The organism is Micromonospora sp. NPDC005291, from assembly GCF_040607415.1.
GTDB lineage: Bacteria > Actinomycetota > Actinomycetes > Mycobacteriales > Micromonosporaceae > Micromonospora.
In genome coordinates this window covers 96,214-113,734 of the sequence record NZ_JBEXGR010000023.1, presented here as the reverse complement: position 1 = coordinate 113,734, position 17,521 = coordinate 96,214, and the positions used below count along the sequence as shown (strand labels likewise).

Sequence of the window (17,521 nt, the reverse complement as noted above, 5' to 3'; positions counted from 1 at the left end):
GTGGACATCGGCTGCGGAATGTCGGCGGTCCGTACGTCGCTGACCGCCGCCGACCTGCCGGACGATCTGGCCGGGCTGCGCTCCGCGATCGAGCCTGCAAGGGGGCTCATGGTCATCCTCAGTCGGCGGGCGCGCCGCACCCCTCGGCGACCTCTGTTTCACGTGAAACAGACCGGTGGCGCGCAGCGGGCCCTGAGCGAGTCGGCAGCGACGCCTTGCGGGCGTTCACAGCGCCCCGACCGAGCGCGAAGTGGCATCGCTGTTTCACGTGAAACGCGGGGAGGCCGGATGCAGAACGGCCGCGCTACCCGGAGGGGTGCGCGGCCGCAGGCGAAGAGAGGGCTCAGTCCCCGCTCTCCTCCTGCTGCACTCCGATGATTCCCACGATTCGCTCGAGGTCGTCCACCGTCGCGAACTCAATCGTGATCTTGCCTTTGCTCCGACCGATGTCCACCTTCACCCGGGTGTCGAACCGGTCGGACAGCCGATCGGCGAGATCGGTCAGGGCCGGCGCGTGCGCCTTCGGTCGCCGCTTGGCGGCCTGACCCTTGGCCGGCCCATCGTTCAGGGCCAGGGCCACAATCTCCTCGGTCGCCCGAACCGACAGGCCCTCGGCCACGATCCGCAACGCCAACTGCTCCTGCGCCTCTGCCTCGTCGAGGCTCAGCAGAGCGCGAGCGTGGCCCGCCGACAGGATCCCCGCAGCGACCCGACGCTGAACCTGGGCCGGCAGGTTCAGCAGCCGGATCGTGTTGGAGATCTGTGGACGACTCCGGCCGATCCGGCGGGCCAGCTCCTCGTGGGTGGCCCCGAACTCCTCCAGCAGCTGCTGATAGGCGGCGGCCTCTTCGAGCGGGTTCAGGTTGGCCCGGTGGATGTTCTCCAGGAGGGCGTCGCGGAGCATGGCGTCATCACGGGTATCCCGGATAATCGCCGGGATATTTTCCCGCCCCACCGCCTGGGCGGCCCGCCAACGCCTCTCGCCCATGACCAGTTCGTACTTCTCGCCGTCGAGCTGCCGGACGACGATGGGCTGGAGAAAGCCGACCTCCTGGATGGAGGTCTTGAGCTCCTCCAGCGCATCTTCGTCGAAGACCTGGCGGGGCTGCTTCGGGTTGGGCAGGATCGCGTCGACCGGGATCTCAGCGAATCGGGCGCCGGGTACCGGACTGAGCGTGGGCTCCGGCTCCTGGGCTGGCACCCCGACGGACAGCGCGGGGACGGCTGCGGCGACCGCATCGTCCACGTACTCATTCTCCGGTTCGGCCGTCATGGTGCCGGCGGCACTCGGCGCCGGCCCGGTCGGGATCAGAGCCCCCAGGCCCTTACCCAGACCGCCCCGAGGACGGTTCTTCATGCCACGCCTCCCAGCAACTCGTCCGCACTACGCATTCCGGCCCACCGGCTCCTTGACGCCCCGCTCGGCAATCTCCTGGGCGGCTTCGAAGTAACTCGTCGCCCCCCGCGAACCGGGATCGTAGGTCATCACAGACTGGCCGTAGCTGGGTGCCTCGGAGACCCGGACGTTGCGGGGGATGACCGCCTGAAGGACCTTGTCGCCGAAGTGGTTCCGGACGTCCTGCTCGACGGCGTCGGCCAACCGGGTACGGCGGTCGTACATGGTCAGCAGGATGGTGGAGACATCGAGCTTCGGGTTGAGGTGTTGGCGCACCAGGTTGATGTTGTTGATCAGCTGGTTGAGCCCTTCCAGGGCGTAGTACTCGCACTGGATCGGAATCAGCACCTCCTGGGCGGCAACCAGGGCGTTGACCGTGAGCAAACCGAGCGAGGGCGGGCAGTCGATGAAGACGTAGTCGAACTCGCCCGGGTAGGCGGTGATCGCCCGGTCCAGGCGCGACTCCCGTGCCACCACCGACACCAGCTCGATCTCCGCACCGGCCAGGTCGATGGTCGCGGGTACGCACCACAGGTTGGGGATGCCCTCGACCGCCTGCGCCACCTCGGCCAGCGGCACGCTGTTGATCAGGCAGTCGTAGACGTCTGGGATGCCGGTGTGATGCGGGACGTTGAGCCCGGTCGAGGCATTGCCCTGCGGGTCGAGGTCCACCACGAGCACCCGGTTGCCGTGCAGGGCAAGCGCCACCGCAAGGTTGACGGTGCTGGTGGTCTTACCCACGCCGCCCTTCTGGTTGGCGACGCACATGACCCGTGTCCGGTCCGGCCGAGGCATGGTCACCTCGCCACTGGGATTCAGGATCTGCACGGCGCGCATCGCCTCCATAGCCAACGGTGGGTCATCCTCTTCGCGCGTCGGGGTTTCACGTGAAACGTACGTGGGGTCGGCCGCCACGGCGGCCAGGGACTCGGTCGAAGCGACCGGCGCGGCGGCGATCACCGGCGCGGCGTCGCGAGCAACCGCCGCGGTGGGTTGGTGCGGGACCGCAGGCTCGAACCGAACTGCTGCGGCGGTGTTGCGTCGCCCTGAGGTCGGCCGCACCTCGGCGGCGTTCACCGGTCGACTCAACCCCTCCGGCGTCCGACGAACAGTCGTCGGCTCCGGGGTGGCTGATCCCTCCGGCTGCCCCGAGCCCGCAGGCTCGTCGCGAACTGCCGGCGGATCGCCGTCCGCAGGCCCGGTCGCGCCGGGCGACCAGCTCGGGTAGTCGGTTTCACGTGAAACGGGATCGCTGGTTGACCCGGTCACGCGTGGATCGTCGTACCTGCCGTCGTCATGCACCTGTCATCCCTGCCCGCTTCGGATGGTCGGTCCGCGCCTCGGTCAACTTGGCCGCACCCACGCTCGCAACCCGGAGCGTACGGCCCTCGGGAGCGGTCGGAGACCCGCGACGTCTCGTCGCCCGCTCCACACTATCGACGCGCGGTCAGCCTACGGCGGACGGGCGCGGAAGGTCCACGTCGGGTTCTCATCTCCTCGTCCATCCGTACCGGTACAACGAGGCAACCCACCGGCCGGAAGCCCGATGGCGCAAAGTGTCAGCGTCGGCGGGAGTGTCCGCCCCGGGAGCGCTTGTTGGCCGCCGGGCGCGCAGGGCCAACCATCCGCTCGCGCACGATCTCCACGACCGTGGCGGGCGGATCGATCACCCCGATGCCGCAGAGGTGCACCGCCGGCTCCCCGCCACCGAGTCGCGAAACCACCTCGGCATGCTCCTCGATCTCGGCCGCGGCGGACGAACCCTTGAGCGCCAGCAGACGGCCACCACGAACCGCCAGGGGCAGGCACCAACCCGCCAGTCGATCCAGTGGCGCGACCGCGCGGGAGGTCACCACCTCTCCGCTGATCGGTTCCCGGCCGCTCGATCCGGTGGCCGCCTCGTCGGCGCGACCGCGGAACACCCGCACCGACCTGGTCAGGCCGAGTCGCTCGACGACCTCGATCAGGAACGACGTCCGTCGGGCGAGGGGCTCGATCAGGGTGACCGTGAGGTCCGGGCGCGCGATGGCAAGCACCAGACCCGGTAGACCGGCGCCGGAGCCGACGTCGAGCACGGTCGCGCCGGACGGAATGCGCTCGGCGACCGCAGCACAGTTGAGCAGGTGCCGATCCCAGATGCGGGGTGCCTCCCGGGGGCCGATCAGACCGCGGACCACCCCGTCGGTGGCCAACAGCTCGGCGTACGCGGCGGCCAGGTCGAGACGATCGCCAAAGAGGGTCAGTGCGGCCGGTGCCAACTCGGGCGGCAGTGCCGCGTCGGCTGGCGACGGGGCAGTGTCGTGCCGAGGTGAGTCGACGTCAGCGTCGGGGGTGGCAGGCCGGACAGGGGACGGCCCGGGCGGCGTGCCGCCCGGGCCGGTCACGGCATCGGCCGTGATGTCGTCGTGGGTCACCCGGTCAGTCCGCCGGCCGTACGACGATGCGCCGGTTCGGCTCCACACCCTCGGATTCGCTCGCCACTCCCGACATGGCGTTGACCACGTCGTGCACGCACTTGCGCTCGAACGCGGACATCGCGTCCAGCCGGACCGGCTCGCCGTACTCCTTGACCTTCTCGACGGCGTTCTTGGCGACCGCGGCGAGTTCCTTGCGGCGGTTCGCCCGGTAGCCGCCGACGTCGAGCAGCAGACGGCTCGGCGTTCCGGTCTGCCGGAAGACGGCAAGGCGGCTCAGCTCCTGGAGCGCCTCCAGGGTGGCCCCACGCTGACCGACCAGATTCTGCAGCCGCTCGCCAACCACCTCGACCATCGGGCGGCCGGCGGCAACCAGCTCGTCGATGTCGCCGTCGTAGTCGAGGATGTCCAGCAGCCCCTCGACGTAGTCGGCCGCGATCTCGCTCTGCCGGAACAGGTCGCCCTCGCTCACAGCCTTCTTCACCCGGGTGCCGGTGGCGGTATCGGCGTCGTCGCCCTCGGCGTCGTCGCCCTCGGCGTCGTCAGCCTCGGTGTCGTCGCCGTCCACCGCGAGCGTCGCGGTCTCCTCCTCGTCCAGGGACTGCTCGGCGTGGGGGATGCTGGTCTCGGTCACGGTCTCATCTCCGTACTCGGTCGGCCGGACCGTCGGGTCCGACTGGTTTCCCGGGGGCCGGCGGGAGGTCGCCGGTGCCCACGGGCACGTCTAGTACGGGCAGTGTCGCCCGTGGCCGCGCGGTGCGCGGTCGGTTCCGCCCGGCGCCGGCCGTACGGCGGCTGCACGGTGCGGAACGGGCCGCCGCCGGTCACCCGGCGACGGCCCTTTACAGGTCAGCCCTGCCGCTTGGCGGGGCGGCTCTTCTTCGGGTTGTTCATCGGCTTGGCGCCCGGCTTCGGCCCGGCCACCTTGGGCGCGGTCGCCTTGACCGGCGCCAGCGGGGCCGACTTGCCACGACCGAACAGGCCACCGGACTTGGCGGGCTGCACCGGGTTGCGGGTGGCGGCGGGCGCGACGGCCTTCTTGGCGGTCACCGGCGGCGGGAACTTCCGCAGCACCCACTGCTGCTGGCCGAGGGTGAAGAGGTTGTTGGTGACCCAGTAGATGATCACGCCGATCGGGAAGATCGCGCCGGAGATCAGCAGCGACGCGGGGATGCCGTAGAGCATCAGGCGCTGGATCATCCGCTGCTGCGGGTCCTCGGCCCAGCCGGTCTTGAGGATCATCTGACGGCTGGTCAGGTAGGTGGTGCCGATCATGATCAGGACCAGCACGCCAGCAATGATCTTGACGGTGCTGCCGTTGGCGCCCAGGCTGGCCAGCTCGTCGGCCGTGGAGCCGAACTTGCCGGCGATCGGGGCGGTGAAGAGCTTCGCCTGTGAGGCGCTCTGGAACTGGTCGACGGTCCAGCCGTAGAGGGTCTTGTTCTGCTTGTCCGGGTCGAGCCGGCGCAGCACGTGGAAGAGGCCCAGGAAGACGGGGATCTGAAGGAACATCGGAAGGCAACCCATCAGCGGGTTGGCCTTCTCCTTCTTGTAGAGCTCCATCATTTCTTTCTGGAGCGTCTCCCGGTCACCCTTGTGCTTCTCCTGAAGCTCCTTGACCTTGGGCTGGAGCGCCTGCATCGCACGCTGCGACTTGATCTGCTTGACGAAGACCGGGAACAGGATCACCCGGACGGTGACCACCAGGAAGACGATGGACAGGATCCAGGCGAAGTTGGTGCCGAGCACCGCGCCGACCGGCACCCCGATGGCGTCCCAGGCAGAGTGCCAGGTCAGCAGGATCCACGAAATCGCGTAGTAGATCCAGTCGAGACTCAATTCTGGGCTCCAGTCACATCAGCACGGCGGCGGCCGCCCGGCTCCGGCACCGGGTCATATCCACCAGGGTGAAAGGGGTGGCAACGCAACAGCCGCCGGACCGCCAGCGCGGCTCCCCGGAGCGCGCCGTGCCGGCCCACTGCCTCCTGGGCGTACGCACTGCACGACGGGTAGAACCGACAGCGGGCCGGCAGTGCCGGACTTATCCACCGACGGTACGCGATGATGGGCGCGATCAGCACCTTGGCACCGGTTGTCGGCGGGCGCGTGCTGGTCTGGTCGCTGTCGCTCATCGGGACCGCCGCTCGCGGGGCGATCGGGCGACCGTGATGGCGGCGTCCAGGTCCGTGGCGAGCCGGGGGTAGGACGCCTCCGCCGCTGCGGGGAGCGCCCGGATGACCAGGGTGCTGCCAGCCGGCAGGTCGATCAACCGTTCCCGGACCAGTGCCCGCAGTCGGCGCCGGACCCGGTTGCGGGTCACCGCGTTGCCGACAGCCTTGGACACGACGAAGCCGGCGCGGGACGGCACGGACAACTGCTCCGCACCATCGTCCCGCACCGGCTCCGGCGAGGTCGGTGTGCTGGGATCGGCGGTCACCGGCACGGTCAGGTGGACCACGACGACGCCACGTCCGGCGCGTCGGCCACCGCGAACCGCTGCGGCGAAGTCAGTGCTGCGCCGCAGTCGCTGCGCGGCTGCCAGCACGACTGCCCACGTCCCCTGGACCGGCCCGATCGGCTCAGGCCGACAGGGTGGTGCGACCCTTGGCGCGACGGCTCGAAAGGATGGCACGGCCGGCACGGGTGCGCATGCGCAGCCGGAAGCCGTGGGTCTTCGCGCGCCGGCGGTTGTTCGGCTGGTAGGTGCGCTTGCTCACGTCAGGCTCTCCGTTTTCGTACGCGCCCCGCGCGACGGGATCGCCGGGGTCGTGTGGTGGTCCAGGCCCCCTCAGCGGTGGGCCCACGATCGGTGCTGTCCGGCGGAGCGGAACCTCGGTGATGCGGGAATGCGACCGCGGACAGCAAGCACCCATCACCCTAGCAGAGGGCGAGAAAGCAGCCGTTCCAGCCTACGCAGGGGGGCAATGACCGTCAAACACCCCGAGCAGGGGACAACGGGACGCGCCCGAGGCCGAAGGGAGGTTTTCGCTGATGCCGACAAGGGCGTCGCCGCGTCGCCGGTTGATGGCGCGGGGACAACGCTGTTACCGTGCCCGATTGCGGTGAGCGTCGGAAGCTCCGGTCGTCGCACAGGCAAGACCGGACCAGGTAGTGAATCGTTCGGCACGGTGAACCCGCTTCAGCGCCCGTTCAGGCAGGGGCAGGTCGCACCCGCGTCCGGCGGCGGCCACAATCGGTCGGTACACAGGCTGTGGATAACTTGTGGATGACCACCGGTCGACCGTCCGGGTGGGTGTTGTTCCACCCGCGAACGCGGCGGGCCCGGGACGGCCGGCTGGCAGACAGCGGCGGCCGGGAGCAGAGGCGAGGGGGTGGCACGACGGTGGCCGGTACGACCGACCTTGCCGCGGTGTGGTTAGCGGCGACCGACGAGCTCGCCGACGAGATCATCTCCGCTCAACAGCGTGCCTACCTCCGACTGACCCGCCTGCGGGCGATCGTCGAGGACACCGCGCTTCTCTCCGTCCCGGACGCGTTCACCCGGGACGTGATCGAGTCACGGCTGCGCCCGGCGATCACCGAGGCGCTCACCCGCCGGCTCGGCCGGCCGATCCAGGTCGCGGTCACCGTCCGGGTCGCCGAGGACGCCACGGGCCGCCCGGCCGGCACCGTCTACCGCAGCGCCCCGGAGATCGGGCCGCTCGACGTCGAGGGCCCGGCCGCCGCACCGTTCGACGACGACCAGGGCGTTCGGCCGACGGCCGACGCGTTGATCCCTGAGCAACCACATGCGGCGCGTATGCCCGAGCCGGCCGCGCCACCCGCACCCGCGGGTCCGCCACTCGCGCCGACCGCTGACGGGCATCGTTCGGGGCTGATCCCGGCCAGCAGGGACGGTCAGGAGGCGCTGTTCAGTGCTTCCTTCGCGGAGCCGATGCGGTCGTCCCGACCGGGGCCGGAGCGACGCGGCTACGACGAGCAGGCCACCCGCCTGGACCCACCCGGCCCGGACACCCGGCCCTACGAGCCCCGCTACCGGGAAGACCCGTCGTCGCCGCGCGACCAGCACGTGATCCGCGCGCTGCCCCGGGACAGCGGAACGGACAGCGGCCCCGGCCGTAGCGGAGTGGACCACCGGACAGGTGGCCGCGACGACCGCCGGCTGCCCGGTGCCGACACCGGGGGCAACCGACTCAACCCGAAGTACATGTTCGAGACGTTCGTCATCGGCTCGTCCAACCGGTTCGCGCACGCGGCGAGCGTGGCGGTGGCGGAGTCACCGGCGAAGGCGTACAACCCGCTCTTCATCTACGGTCACTCCGGGCTGGGCAAGACCCACCTGCTGCACGCCATCGGGCACTACGCCACGACACTCGGCAACGCCCGCTCGGTCCGGTACGTCTCGACCGAGGAGTTCACCAACGACTTCATCAACTCGCTCCGGGACGACAAGACCAGCGCGTTCCAGCGGCGCTACCGCGACGTCGACATCCTGCTGATCGACGACATCCAGTTCCTGGAGAACCGCGAGCGCACGCAGGAGGAGTTCTTCCACACCTTCAACACCCTGCACAACGCCAACAAGCAGATCGTGATCAGCTCCGACCGGTCGCCACGCCAGCTCGCCACCCTTGAGGACCGGATGCGAACCCGGTTCGAGTGGGGGCTGCTGGCCGACATCCAGCCACCGGACCTGGAGACCCGGATCGCGATCCTGCAGAAGAAGGCGGCGCAGGAGCGGATGTACGCCCCGCCGGACGTGCTGGAGTTCATCGCCTCCCGGGTGTCGAACTCCATCCGGGAGCTGGAGGGTGCGCTGATCCGCGTGACCGCGTTCGCCAGCCTGACCCGGTCGACCGTCGAGCTGTCACTGGCCGAGGAGGTCCTCCGGGACTTCATGCCCGACGGCGCCGGGCCGGAGATCAACGCCGACCAGATCATGGCCTCGACCGCTGACTACTTCGGAGTGAGCCTGGAGGACCTGCGCGGTCAGTCCAGGTCCCGGGTGCTCGTCAACGCCCGGCAGGTGGCCATGTACCTGTGCCGGGAGTTGACCGAGCTGTCGCTGCCCCGCATCGGGCAGGCCTTCGGCGGCCGGGACCACACCACGGTGATGCACGCCGACCGGAAGATCCGCCAGCAGATGGCGGAGCGCCGCTCGCTCTACAACCAGATCGCCGAGCTGACCAACCGGATCAAGCAGAACAGCTAGGGGTACGCCAGCCGTCGTGACGGCACGCAGCCCGGGACACGCCCGGCCGGATCTCCGGTCGGGCGTTCTTTTTGGTCCCTCAGCTTGACTCTCGACATGGTGTAGACCACAGCATCGAAGCCGTGACCGCCTCGACTCCCACTCGTTGTCCACAGCTCGTTGTCCACCGTCGGTGGATAACTACGGTCCGTCCGTCGGCGGTTACCCACAGGCTGTGGAGAAACCCTGTGTACGAAGCTGTGGACGCCTGGGGACAACCGCCACGTTTTCCACCGATGGCCGTCGACCTGTGTACGAGCTGTTGAAGGTTCTGGGGATGACGGCAATGGTGATCTTCATCGTCATCCACAGGCATGGGGAGAAAGTCGGTGGATTACCGGTGGACAACCGGTGGACAACGGTGGACAACCTGCCGTCGCGACCGGGCTGTGGACACGCAGGCCAGTTTGACCCCCGGTTCTCCACAGCTAAATCACCGGTGGATAACCTGTCTGAGCTGCGCAGACCCGAGTTTTCCACAGTTTGCACAGGTGCGATGAAGACGATGGGTTATCTCTTCTAAGAGAACAAAAACCAATAATCACCGTTGGGCTTTCTGTGGATCGGGCCGAACGCTGCCGGATGAGCCGGTCAGCACCGACACGATCCATGGGGTCGGGCGCACAGCCGATGCCCCCGCGCCCTAAGGTGCGATGGGTACCCGCACGGTTGGGCGGGACGGTAGGCAGCGGTCGGCATGAGAGAGTTGTCGCTGACGTCGACGCGGAGGCATTGATGAAGTTCCGAGTGGAGCGCGACGCGCTCGCCGAGGCCGTGGCGTGGACCGCGAAGAGCCTGCCCAACCGGCCATCCGTACCGGTGCTCGCCGGGGTGATGCTTCGTGTCACCGACGGCAACCTGCGGGTTTCCGGGTTCGACTACGAGGTCTCCAGCCAGGTGACCGTCGAGGTGCAGGGTGACGCCGACGGCGCCGCTCTCGTCTCCGGCCGCCTGCTCGCCGAGATCACCAAGGCGTTGCCGGCCAAGCCGGTGGACATCGCCGCGGTCGGCGCCCACCTCGAGCTGGTGTGCGGCAGCGCCCGGTTCACCCTGCCCACCATGCCGGTGGAGGATTACCCGGCGCTGCCCGAGATGCCGCAGAGCGCCGGCACGGTCGACGCCGCGGCGTTCGCCACCGCGGTCGCCCAGGTGGCCATCGCGGCCGGCCGCGACGAGACGCTGCCGATGATGACCGGCGTACGCGTCGAGCTCTCCGGCAACACGCTGTCGATGCTCGCCACCGACCGTTACCGGCTGGCGCTGCGCGAGATCCAGTGGCGTCCGGACGACCCCGAGGTGAGCATCAACGCCCTGGTGCCGGCCCGCACCCTGAACGACACCGCCAAGGCCCTCGGCCCGCTGGGCGGCGAGGTCACGCTCGCTCTCGCCCAGGGCGCTGCGGGTGAGGGCATGGTCGGCCTGGCCGGCGGCACCCGGCGCACCACCAGCCGCCTGCTCGACGGCGCCAACTACCCGCCGGTGCGTTCGCTCTTCCCGGCCGCCCACAACGCCGAGGCCCGGGTGCCGGTCAGCACTCTGATCGAGGTGGTCAAGCGGGTCGCGCTGGTCGCCGAGCGGACCACCCCGGTGCTGCTCAGCTTCAGCGCGGACGGCCTGGTGGTCGAGGCCGGCGGTTCCGAGGAGGCGCGCGCCAGCGAGGCGATGGAGGCCACCTTCACCGGCGACGCGCTGACCATCGGGTTCAACCCGCAGTACCTCATCGACGGCCTGGCCAACCTGGGTTCCCAGACCGCTGTGCTCTCGTTCGTCGACGCCTTCAAGCCCGCGGTGATCTCCCCCGCCGGGGAGGATGGCGAGGTCGTTCCGGGGTATCGGTACCTCATCATGCCGATTCGCGTATCCCGCTGATCGCGCCCAGCACCACCCAGATCCACGGAGGTAGAAACACATGCAGCTCGGCCTTGTAGGACTCGGCCGTATGGGCGGCAACATGCGGGAGCGGTTGCGTGCGGCAGGCCACGAGGTGGTCGGCTTCGACCACAACGCCCAGCTGAGCGACGTTGCGACCATCGCGGGTCTGGCGGAGAAGCTCGAGTCGCCGCGTGCGGTCTGGGTCATGGTGCCCGCCGGTGTCACCGACGCCACCATCGACGAGCTCGCCGGGGTGCTCGGTGCGGGCGACATCATCATCGACGGTGGCAACTCGCGCTTCAGCGACGACGCCCCGCGGGCCGAGCGGCTCAACGAGCTGGGCATCGGCTACATCGATGTCGGCGTCTCCGGCGGTGTCTGGGGCCGGCAGAACGGCTATGGGCTGATGGTCGGCGGCGCCCAGGAGCACGTCGACCGGCTGATGCCGATCTTCAACGCGCTCAAGCCGGAGGGCGAGTTCGGCTTCGTGCACGCCGGGCCGGTCGGTGCCGGGCACTACTCGAAGATGGTGCACAACGGCATCGAGTACGGCCTGATGCACGCCTACGCCGAGGGCTACGAGCTGATGGCCGCCTCCGAGCTGGTGACCAACGTGCCGGGCGTCATCAAGTCCTGGCGGGAGGGCACCGTCGTCCGCTCCTGGCTGCTCGACCTGCTGGACCGGGCGCTCGACGAGGACCCGGAGCTGGCCGAGCTGAGCGGCTACACCGAGGACACCGGCGAGGGACGGTGGACGGTCGACGAGGCCGTCCGGCTGGCCGTGCCGCTGAACGTCATCACCGCGTCGCTGTTCGCCCGGTTCGCCTCGCGGCAGGACGACTCGCCCGCCATGAAGGCCGTCGCCGCGCTGCGCCAGCAGTTCGGCGGCCACGCCGTCCACAAGCGCTGAGCGGTATCCACACCCTGTGTACGTCCACCGGCTGGAACTGATCGACTTCCGCTCGTACGAGCGGGTGGCCGTCGACCTCCAGCCGGGGGCGAACGTCCTGACCGGCGCCAACGGCGTCGGCAAGACCAACCTCGTCGAGGCGCTGGGTTACGTGGCGACCCTGGATTCGCACCGGGTCGCCACGGACGCACCTCTGGTCCGGATGGGCGCCACGTCCGCGGTGATCCGCTGCGCCGTGGTGCACGAGGGGCGGGAGCTCCTGGTCGAGCTGGAGATCGTGCCCGGCAAGGCCAACCGGGCCCGGCTGGGCCGATCACCGGCGCGGCGGGCCCGGGACGTCCTCGGCGCCCTGCGACTGGTGCTGTTCGCCCCGGAAGATCTTGAGTTGGTCCGGGGCGATCCGGGCGAGCGCCGCCGCTACCTGGACGACCTGCTGGTCAACCGACAGCCGCGGTACGCGGGCGTGCGGGCCGACTACGAGCGGGTGGTCAAGCAGCGCAACGCCCTGCTGCGCACCGCGTACCTGGCCCGCAAGACCGGCGGGTCCCGGGGTGGCGACCTCGGCACCCTCGCCGTCTGGGACACCCACCTGGCCCAGCACGGCGCGGAGCTGCTCGCCGGTCGACTGGACCTCGTCGCCGCGCTCACCCCGCACGTCGCCAAGGCGTACGACGCGGTGGCTGCCGGGCGGGGCGCGGCGAGTATCACCTACCGGCCCTCGATCGAGCTGACCGAGCCGACCACCGACCGGGCCGCGTTGGCCGACGCACTGACCGCCGCCCTGGCCGCGTCCCGCTCCGCCGAGATCGAACGGGGCACCACCCTGGTCGGCCCACACCGCGACGAACTGGCACTGACTCTCGGCCCACTGCCCGCCAAGGGGTACGCCAGCCACGGCGAGTCGTGGTCGTTCGCGCTCGCGCTGAGGCTGGCCGGGTACGACCTGTTGCGCGCCGACGGCATCGAGCCGGTGCTGGTGCTCGACGACGTCTTCGCGGAGTTGGACACCGGCCGCCGGGACCGGCTGGCGGAGCTGGTCGGCGGGGCGAGTCAGCTGCTGGTCACCTGCGCGGTGGACGATGACGTGCCGGCCGCCCTGCGGGGCACCCGCTACCAGGTAGGCGAAGGGACGGTACGCCGTGTCGGATGAGCCACGCCCCAAGCGACCCGCCGCAGCCGGCGGCGACGCCGCAGCCGCGCGTACCCCGGGGAAGGAAGCGACGGGCGGTGAGCCGACGGCGGCCGCCAGTGGGCCGGAGCTGGCCCGGGCGGTGCTCGACGCGGCGCTGTCCCGGCGGCAGGCGGCGGCCCGCGCCCGACGTGCCCCTGGCGGCGGTGGCGACGCTGCCGGTGGCTCGGGGCGGCGGTTGCGCGGCTACTCGGGCCCGGGCCCCGATCCGCGTGATCCGCAGCCGCTGAGCGCGGTGCTGAACCGGTTGGTGAAGGCGCGTGGCTGGCAGCAGCCGGCGGCCGAAGCCACCGTGTTCGGTGCCTGGGAGCGGGTCGTCGGTGCGGAGGTCGCCCAGCACAGTCGCCCGGTCAAGCTGGAGAACGGCGAGCTGACCGTGGAGGCGCGCTCGACCGCCTGGGCGACCCAGCTGCGGCTGCTCGCCGGCTCGCTGCTCAAGCAGATCGCCAGCGAGGTCGGCCACAACGTGGTGCGCAAGCTGCACATCCACGGCCCGGCCGCGCCCTCCTGGGGGAAGGGGCCGCGCCGGGTGCGGGGCCGGGGCCCCCGCGACACGTACGGCTGAGCAGGCTTCTCAGCGCCTCCGGTCGGCCTCCCGGGCCGCCCGCTTCCGCTCGCGCTGCTCCCGGCTGTAGCGGTTGCGCTCGGCCAGGTCACGTTTCCACGCCTCGCGGGCCTCGGCCGAGCCGCCCTGCACCGCGCCCTGCACGCCCTCGGCTGGGCCGGCGAGGTGCCGGAAGACCCAGCGCAGGAATCGGCCGCCCTCGCCCGGGGACCTGGGGACCGCGCCGTCCTCGCTCATCTGCCGCACTCTCCCGCGTCACGTCGTTCCGCCCGTCGACCGGGCAATAGTTGGGGCACCAATGCTTGGTACACCAATGATCGGTACGATAGTCACCGTGCTTGGGGAGGGCAACCGATGAGCGGACAACCGGACGGCGTCGACCCGCTGGCGCTGGAACAACAGGTCTGTTTCGCCCTCTCGGTGGCCGCGCGCAGCGTGGTGGCCGTCTACCGGCCACTCCTGGAGCCGATGGGGCTGACCCATCCGCAGTACCTGGTCATGTTGGCGCTCTGGCAGCACGCGCCGTTGTCCGGTCGCGATCTCAGCCGCCTGTTGCAGCTCGACCCGGGCACACTGTCGCCCCTGCTCAAGCGGCTCGAAGCGGCCGGTTACCTGCGCCGGCAACGCGACGCCACCGACGAGCGGAGCCTCGCCGTCACCCTCACCGCCAGCGGTGCCGCGCTGCGGAGTCAGGCAGAGCTGATCCCCGCCGCGATCGTGCAGCGCCTCGGGCTGCCCGTCGAGGACCTGCAACACCTGCACGCGGTGCTCACGCAGCTGATCGCGGCAGCCAACCGGCCGAGCGGCGACCAGACCACCACGGAGACCGGCGCGGCGGCTCAGGCGTCGGCGTAGACGGCGAAACCACGCTCGGCGCAGCGTCGGTAGAACGCGGCCAGCACGCCCAGCTCGGCGCAGGTGAAGTTCCACTGCGGCGGGTCTCCGCGCTCGTCGCGCAGCGCGTCGAGCCGGCTCTCCAGCCAGCGCAGTTGCTGCTCGGCCAGCCGTCCGTCGCCGAGCAGCGAGCGGAGCACGGTGCTCACCGACTCGAAGGTGACCACCTCGCCGTGCGGGCGGTGGCCGGCCACGAACCGCTCGATCCCGCCGGCGACCCAGGCGCAGCCGTCCGGGTCGATCACCGGGTCCTCATCCTCGGCGGCAGCGTCTGTGGCGTACAACACACCTTCAAGGCCGAGGAGCAGATCCACCAACTCGGTGTACGCGGTAGCCCGGATGGTGCCGGTCTTCGCGATGAGCTCAGCCAGCGCCGCGGTCGGCGCGGAGATTCGCGGCAGGTCGACGATCTCGCCGAAGTCGACGAACTCGGCCGGTGCGACCGGGTCGTAGAAGCGGCCGGTCCGCGGCCAGTGCACCGCGACGTTGTCCAGCCCCATCTGTCACCTCTTCAAGAGCACGTGTCGGGTCGATCGGGTCGATCGTCCGGTTCCGGCGGGTAAAGATCAAGGCCGGTTCCGGGGCGCCGCAAACGTACGGCACGGACGTTACTGCCGCGACCCCCGACCCGCCCGGCCGCGGGTCAACCCGTCCGGGGGCGCGCGTGCGATCGGGGCCTGGCGTGTGGGGGGAGTCGTGGGCAATGGGGTTCTGCCGGCTATGGACTTCTGAGCCGCCTCTCTGAGGGTGCCGAGTGGTGGTTCTGTCCTCCACGCACAGTAGGATTGACAGCGAGACGAAGACTCGGTGCGGAGAGGGATGGGGCTGGCAGCCCCAGGTTCATTCTCCACGTCGGGTTGAGCCGATCGCGATCCGCGGGCAACCGCGGCGACCGGCGCGTTCGACCCGCTGTCCGGAGGTCTCCGGCACCGGTCTGCGCGCCGACGTCGCGTCCTGTCCGCCGAACCCGCGCCCGACGCGCCCTACCGGCGTGGCTGACGCGAGAAAGTGGCCGAGGGTGGCAGCGCAGGACAAGCAGGAGTACGGCGCAGAGTCGATCACCGTTCTTGAGGGTCTGGAGGCGGTCCGCAAGCGGCCCGGTATGTACATCGGGTCCACCGGTGAGCGCGGTCTGCACCACCTCGTCTGGGAGGTCGTCGACAACGCGGTCGACGAGGCGCTGGCCGGATACTGCGACACCATCGACGTGGTGCTGCTCGCCGACGGTGGCGTCCAGGTCACCGACAACGGCCGTGGCTTCCCGGTCGACCTCCACCCGAAGCTCAAGAAGCCGGGTGTCGAGGTCGCGCTGACCGTGCTGCACGCGGGTGGCAAGTTCGACGGTAAGGCGTACGCGGTCTCCGGTGGTCTGCACGGTGTCGGCGTCTCCGTGGTGAACGCGCTCTCCACCCGGATGGCCGTGGAGATCCACAAGTCCGGCTTCGTGTGGCGGCAGCAGTACAACTACTCCAAGCCCGGTCCACTGGACAAGGGCGAGACCACCGACCGCAGCGGCTCGGCGGTCACCTTCTGGCCCGACCCCGACATCTTCGAGACCGTCGACTTCGACTTCCAGACCATCTACCGGCGCCTGCAGGAGATGGCCTTCCTCAACCGCGCGCTGCGCATCCACCTGCTCGACGAGCGGGTGGCCGAGGAGGAGGACGGCCGGCAGCGGGAGGTCACCTTCTACTACGAGGGCGGCATCGCCGACTTCGTCCGGCACCTCAACGCCTCGAAGAGCCCGATCCACAAGACCGTGGTCGAGTTCGGCGCCGAGGAGGAGGGCATGTCGCTCGAGATCGCCATGCAGTGGAACGAGTCGTACGGCGAATCGGTCTACACCTTCGCCAACACGATCAACACGCATGAGGGCGGCACCCACGAGGAGGGCTTCCGGTCCGCGCTGACCAGCGTCGTCAACCGGTACGGCACCGACAAGAAGCTGCTCAAGGGCGACGAGAAGCTCTCCGGTGAGGACATCCGGGAAGGGCTCGCGGCGATCATCTCGGTCAAGCTCGCCAACCCGCAGTTCGAGGGCCAGACCAAGACCAAGCTCGGCAACACCCCGGTGAAGAGCTTCGTGCAGCGCGTCTGCAACGACCGGCTGGTCGACTGGTTCGACCGCAACCCGGCCGAGGCAAAGATGATCATCACGAAGGCGTCCCAGGCGGCCCGGGCCCGGATCGCCGCGCAGCAGGCGCGCAAGCTGGCTCGGCGCAAGTCGCTGCTGGAGTCCGGCTCCATGCCGGGCAAGCTGGCCGACTGCCAGTCCACCGACCCGCGCGAGTCCGAGGTGTTCATCGTCGAGGGTGACTCGGCCGGCGGCTCGGCGAAGCAGGGCCGCGACCCGCGGACCCAGGCGATCCTGCCGATTCGCGGCAAGATCCTCAACGTGGAGAAGGCCCGGATCGACCGGGTGCTGAAGAACAACGAGGTCCAGGCGCTGATCACCGCGCTGGGCACCGGCATCCACGACGACTTCGACATGGAGAAGCTGCGGTACCACAAGGTGGTGCTCATGGCCGACGCGGACGTCGACGGCCAGCACATCCAGACGTTGCTGCTGACCCTGCTGTTCCGCTTCATGCGTCCGCTGGTCGAGATGGGCAACGTCTACCTGGCCGCCCCGCCGCTCTACAAGATCAAGTGGAACAAGAAGGGCGACGACGCGCAGTACGCCTACTCCGACCGTGAGCGGGACGGGCTGATCGCGCTGCGCCAGCAGAAGAAGCCGAACGCCAAGCCGGACGACATCCAGCGCTTCAAGGGCCTCGGCGAGATGAACTATCCCGAGCTGTGGGAAACCACGATGAACCCGGCGACGCGTACCCTGCGTCAGGTCACTCTCGACGACGCGGCGACCGCCGACGAGTTGTTCAGTGTGCTGATGGGTGAGGACGTCGAGGCGCGCCGGTCGTTCATCCAGCGCAACGCCAAGGACGTGCGGTTCCTGGACATCTGACGGGCCGGGGTGGATCGGCCGGGCAGTGCCCGGCCGATCCACCGGTCCACAGAGTTATCCACAGCTTGGCCGGTATCCACAGCCGTTATCCACAGCACGAAAAC

General features: G+C 69.8%; 18 protein-coding genes. 8 read left to right on the top strand and 10 right to left on the bottom strand.

Going from position 1 to position 17,521, the window contains the following annotated elements; all coding sequences use genetic code 11:
• Window positions 1-343 precede the first annotated feature (343 nt).
• The 8 genes from ABZT18_RS26235 to rpmH form a co-directional block, all read right to left on the bottom strand.
• Window positions 344-1,357, bottom strand: a complete 1,014-nt coding sequence (locus ABZT18_RS26235; RefSeq protein ID WP_354992992.1) for a ParB/RepB/Spo0J family partition protein — start codon at window positions 1,355-1,357, stop codon at window positions 344-346.
• Between the two features lie 27 nt (window positions 1,358-1,384).
• Window positions 1,385-2,698 carry an AAA family ATPase gene (locus tag ABZT18_RS26230; RefSeq protein WP_354992991.1) on the bottom strand — a complete coding sequence of 438 codons (1,314 nt, stop codon included), beginning with the start codon at window positions 2,696-2,698 and terminating at the stop codon, window positions 1,385-1,387.
• 257 nt (window positions 2,699-2,955) lie between these two features.
• The gene (gene rsmG / locus ABZT18_RS26225; RefSeq protein ID WP_354992990.1) at window positions 2,956-3,810 is read right to left on the bottom strand and encodes a 16S rRNA (guanine(527)-N(7))-methyltransferase RsmG; all 855 of its coding nucleotides are present in this window, start codon (window positions 3,808-3,810) and stop codon (window positions 2,956-2,958) included.
• A 4-nt stretch (window positions 3,811-3,814) separates the two neighbouring features.
• Complete coding sequence (locus ABZT18_RS26220) at window positions 3,815-4,444, bottom strand: R3H domain-containing nucleic acid-binding protein (protein WP_354992989.1); 630 nt, start codon at window positions 4,442-4,444, stop codon at window positions 3,815-3,817.
• A 215-nt stretch (window positions 4,445-4,659) separates the two neighbouring features.
• Window positions 4,660-5,649, bottom strand: a complete 990-nt coding sequence (gene yidC, locus ABZT18_RS26215; RefSeq protein ID WP_354992988.1) for a membrane protein insertase YidC — start codon at window positions 5,647-5,649, stop codon at window positions 4,660-4,662.
• On the bottom strand, window positions 5,646-5,942 hold the full coding sequence (yidD, locus tag ABZT18_RS26210; RefSeq protein ID WP_354992987.1) for a membrane protein insertion efficiency factor YidD: 297 nt from the start codon (window positions 5,940-5,942) through the stop codon (window positions 5,646-5,648). Before yidD ends, yidC begins: the two co-directional genes overlap by 4 nt.
• Entirely contained in the window at window positions 5,939-6,355 is a 417-nt protein-coding gene (gene rnpA, locus ABZT18_RS26205; RefSeq protein ID WP_354992986.1) for a ribonuclease P protein component, read from the bottom strand. Before rnpA ends, yidD begins: the two co-directional genes overlap by 4 nt.
• Before the next feature lie 34 nt (window positions 6,356-6,389).
• The gene (rpmH, locus tag ABZT18_RS26200) at window positions 6,390-6,527 is read right to left on the bottom strand and encodes a 50S ribosomal protein L34 (protein ID WP_007453904.1); all 138 of its coding nucleotides are present in this window, start codon (window positions 6,525-6,527) and stop codon (window positions 6,390-6,392) included.
• A 626-nt stretch (window positions 6,528-7,153) separates the two neighbouring features.
• On the opposite strand from rpmH, the gene dnaA reads away from it, so the two are divergent.
• The 6 genes from dnaA to ABZT18_RS26170 all read left to right on the top strand — a co-directional run bounded on the left by dnaA (window position 7,154) and on the right by ABZT18_RS26170 (window position 13,558).
• Window positions 7,154-8,983: a chromosomal replication initiator protein DnaA gene (gene dnaA / locus ABZT18_RS26195; RefSeq protein WP_354993132.1), complete on the top strand. Its 1,830-nt coding sequence runs from the start codon at window positions 7,154-7,156 to the stop codon at window positions 8,981-8,983.
• A 316-nt stretch (window positions 8,984-9,299) separates the two neighbouring features.
• Window positions 9,300-9,545 carry a hypothetical protein gene (locus tag ABZT18_RS26190; protein WP_354992985.1) on the top strand — a complete coding sequence of 82 codons (246 nt, stop codon included), beginning with the start codon at window positions 9,300-9,302 and terminating at the stop codon, window positions 9,543-9,545.
• Window positions 9,546-9,757: 212 nt separating this feature from the next.
• Window positions 9,758-10,891 carry a DNA polymerase III subunit beta gene (dnaN, locus tag ABZT18_RS26185; RefSeq protein ID WP_354992984.1) on the top strand — a complete coding sequence of 378 codons (1,134 nt, stop codon included), beginning with the start codon at window positions 9,758-9,760 and terminating at the stop codon, window positions 10,889-10,891.
• Window positions 10,892-10,931: 40 nt separating this feature from the next.
• Window positions 10,932-11,804, top strand: a complete 873-nt coding sequence (gnd, locus tag ABZT18_RS26180; RefSeq protein ID WP_354992983.1) for a phosphogluconate dehydrogenase (NAD(+)-dependent, decarboxylating) — start codon at window positions 10,932-10,934, stop codon at window positions 11,802-11,804.
• A gap of 16 nt (window positions 11,805-11,820) precedes the next feature.
• Window positions 11,821-12,954, top strand: coding sequence for a DNA replication/repair protein RecF (gene recF, locus ABZT18_RS26175; RefSeq protein ID WP_354992982.1), 1,134 nt, complete (start codon window positions 11,821-11,823; stop codon window positions 12,952-12,954).
• Window positions 12,944-13,558: a DciA family protein gene (locus ABZT18_RS26170; protein WP_354992981.1), complete on the top strand. Its 615-nt coding sequence runs from the start codon at window positions 12,944-12,946 to the stop codon at window positions 13,556-13,558. The genes recF and ABZT18_RS26170 overlap by 11 nt, the downstream gene beginning before the upstream one ends.
• Before the next feature lie 9 nt (window positions 13,559-13,567).
• Here ABZT18_RS26170 and ABZT18_RS26165 read toward each other — a convergent pair whose 3' ends face one another.
• The gene (locus ABZT18_RS26165) at window positions 13,568-13,795 is read right to left on the bottom strand and encodes a hypothetical protein (RefSeq protein ID WP_354992980.1); all 228 of its coding nucleotides are present in this window, start codon (window positions 13,793-13,795) and stop codon (window positions 13,568-13,570) included.
• 117 nt (window positions 13,796-13,912) lie between these two features.
• Here ABZT18_RS26165 and ABZT18_RS26160 point away from each other — a divergent pair, with 117 nt between their 5' ends.
• Complete coding sequence (locus ABZT18_RS26160) at window positions 13,913-14,413, top strand: MarR family transcriptional regulator (protein WP_354992979.1); 501 nt, start codon at window positions 13,913-13,915, stop codon at window positions 14,411-14,413.
• Here ABZT18_RS26160 and ABZT18_RS26155 read toward each other — a convergent pair.
• Window positions 14,398-14,952 carry a hypothetical protein gene (locus ABZT18_RS26155; RefSeq protein ID WP_354992978.1) on the bottom strand — a complete coding sequence of 185 codons (555 nt, stop codon included), beginning with the start codon at window positions 14,950-14,952 and terminating at the stop codon, window positions 14,398-14,400. The genes ABZT18_RS26160 and ABZT18_RS26155 overlap by 16 nt on opposite strands.
• Window positions 14,953-15,470: 518 nt before the next feature.
• On the opposite strand from ABZT18_RS26155, the gene gyrB reads away from it, so the two are divergent.
• The gene (gene gyrB, locus ABZT18_RS26150; RefSeq protein ID WP_354992977.1) at window positions 15,471-17,417 is read left to right on the top strand and encodes a DNA topoisomerase (ATP-hydrolyzing) subunit B; all 1,947 of its coding nucleotides are present in this window, start codon (window positions 15,471-15,473) and stop codon (window positions 17,415-17,417) included.
• The last annotated feature ends 104 nt before the right edge of the window (window positions 17,418-17,521 follow it).

Bases quoted from the DNA above. Each gene is read 5' to 3' on its own strand.
- ABZT18_RS26235 (WP_354992992.1), bottom strand. From the start codon at position 1,357: ATGAAGAACCGTCCTCGGGGCGGTCTGGGTAAGGGCCTGGGGGCTCTG.
- yidD (WP_354992987.1), bottom strand. From the start codon at position 5,942: ATGAGCGACAGCGACCAGACCAGCACGCGCCCGCCGACAACCGGTGCC.
- ABZT18_RS26190 (WP_354992985.1), top strand. From the start codon at position 9,300: ATGACGGCAATGGTGATCTTCATCGTCATCCACAGGCATGGGGAGAAA.
- dnaN (WP_354992984.1), top strand. From the start codon at position 9,758: ATGAAGTTCCGAGTGGAGCGCGACGCGCTCGCCGAGGCCGTGGCGTGG.
- gnd (WP_354992983.1), top strand. From the start codon at position 10,932: ATGCAGCTCGGCCTTGTAGGACTCGGCCGTATGGGCGGCAACATGCGG.
- ABZT18_RS26165 (WP_354992980.1), bottom strand. From the start codon at position 13,795: ATGAGCGAGGACGGCGCGGTCCCCAGGTCCCCGGGCGAGGGCGGCCGA.
- ABZT18_RS26160 (WP_354992979.1), top strand. From the start codon at position 13,913: ATGAGCGGACAACCGGACGGCGTCGACCCGCTGGCGCTGGAACAACAG.
- ABZT18_RS26155 (WP_354992978.1), bottom strand. From the start codon at position 14,952: ATGGGGCTGGACAACGTCGCGGTGCACTGGCCGCGGACCGGCCGCTTC.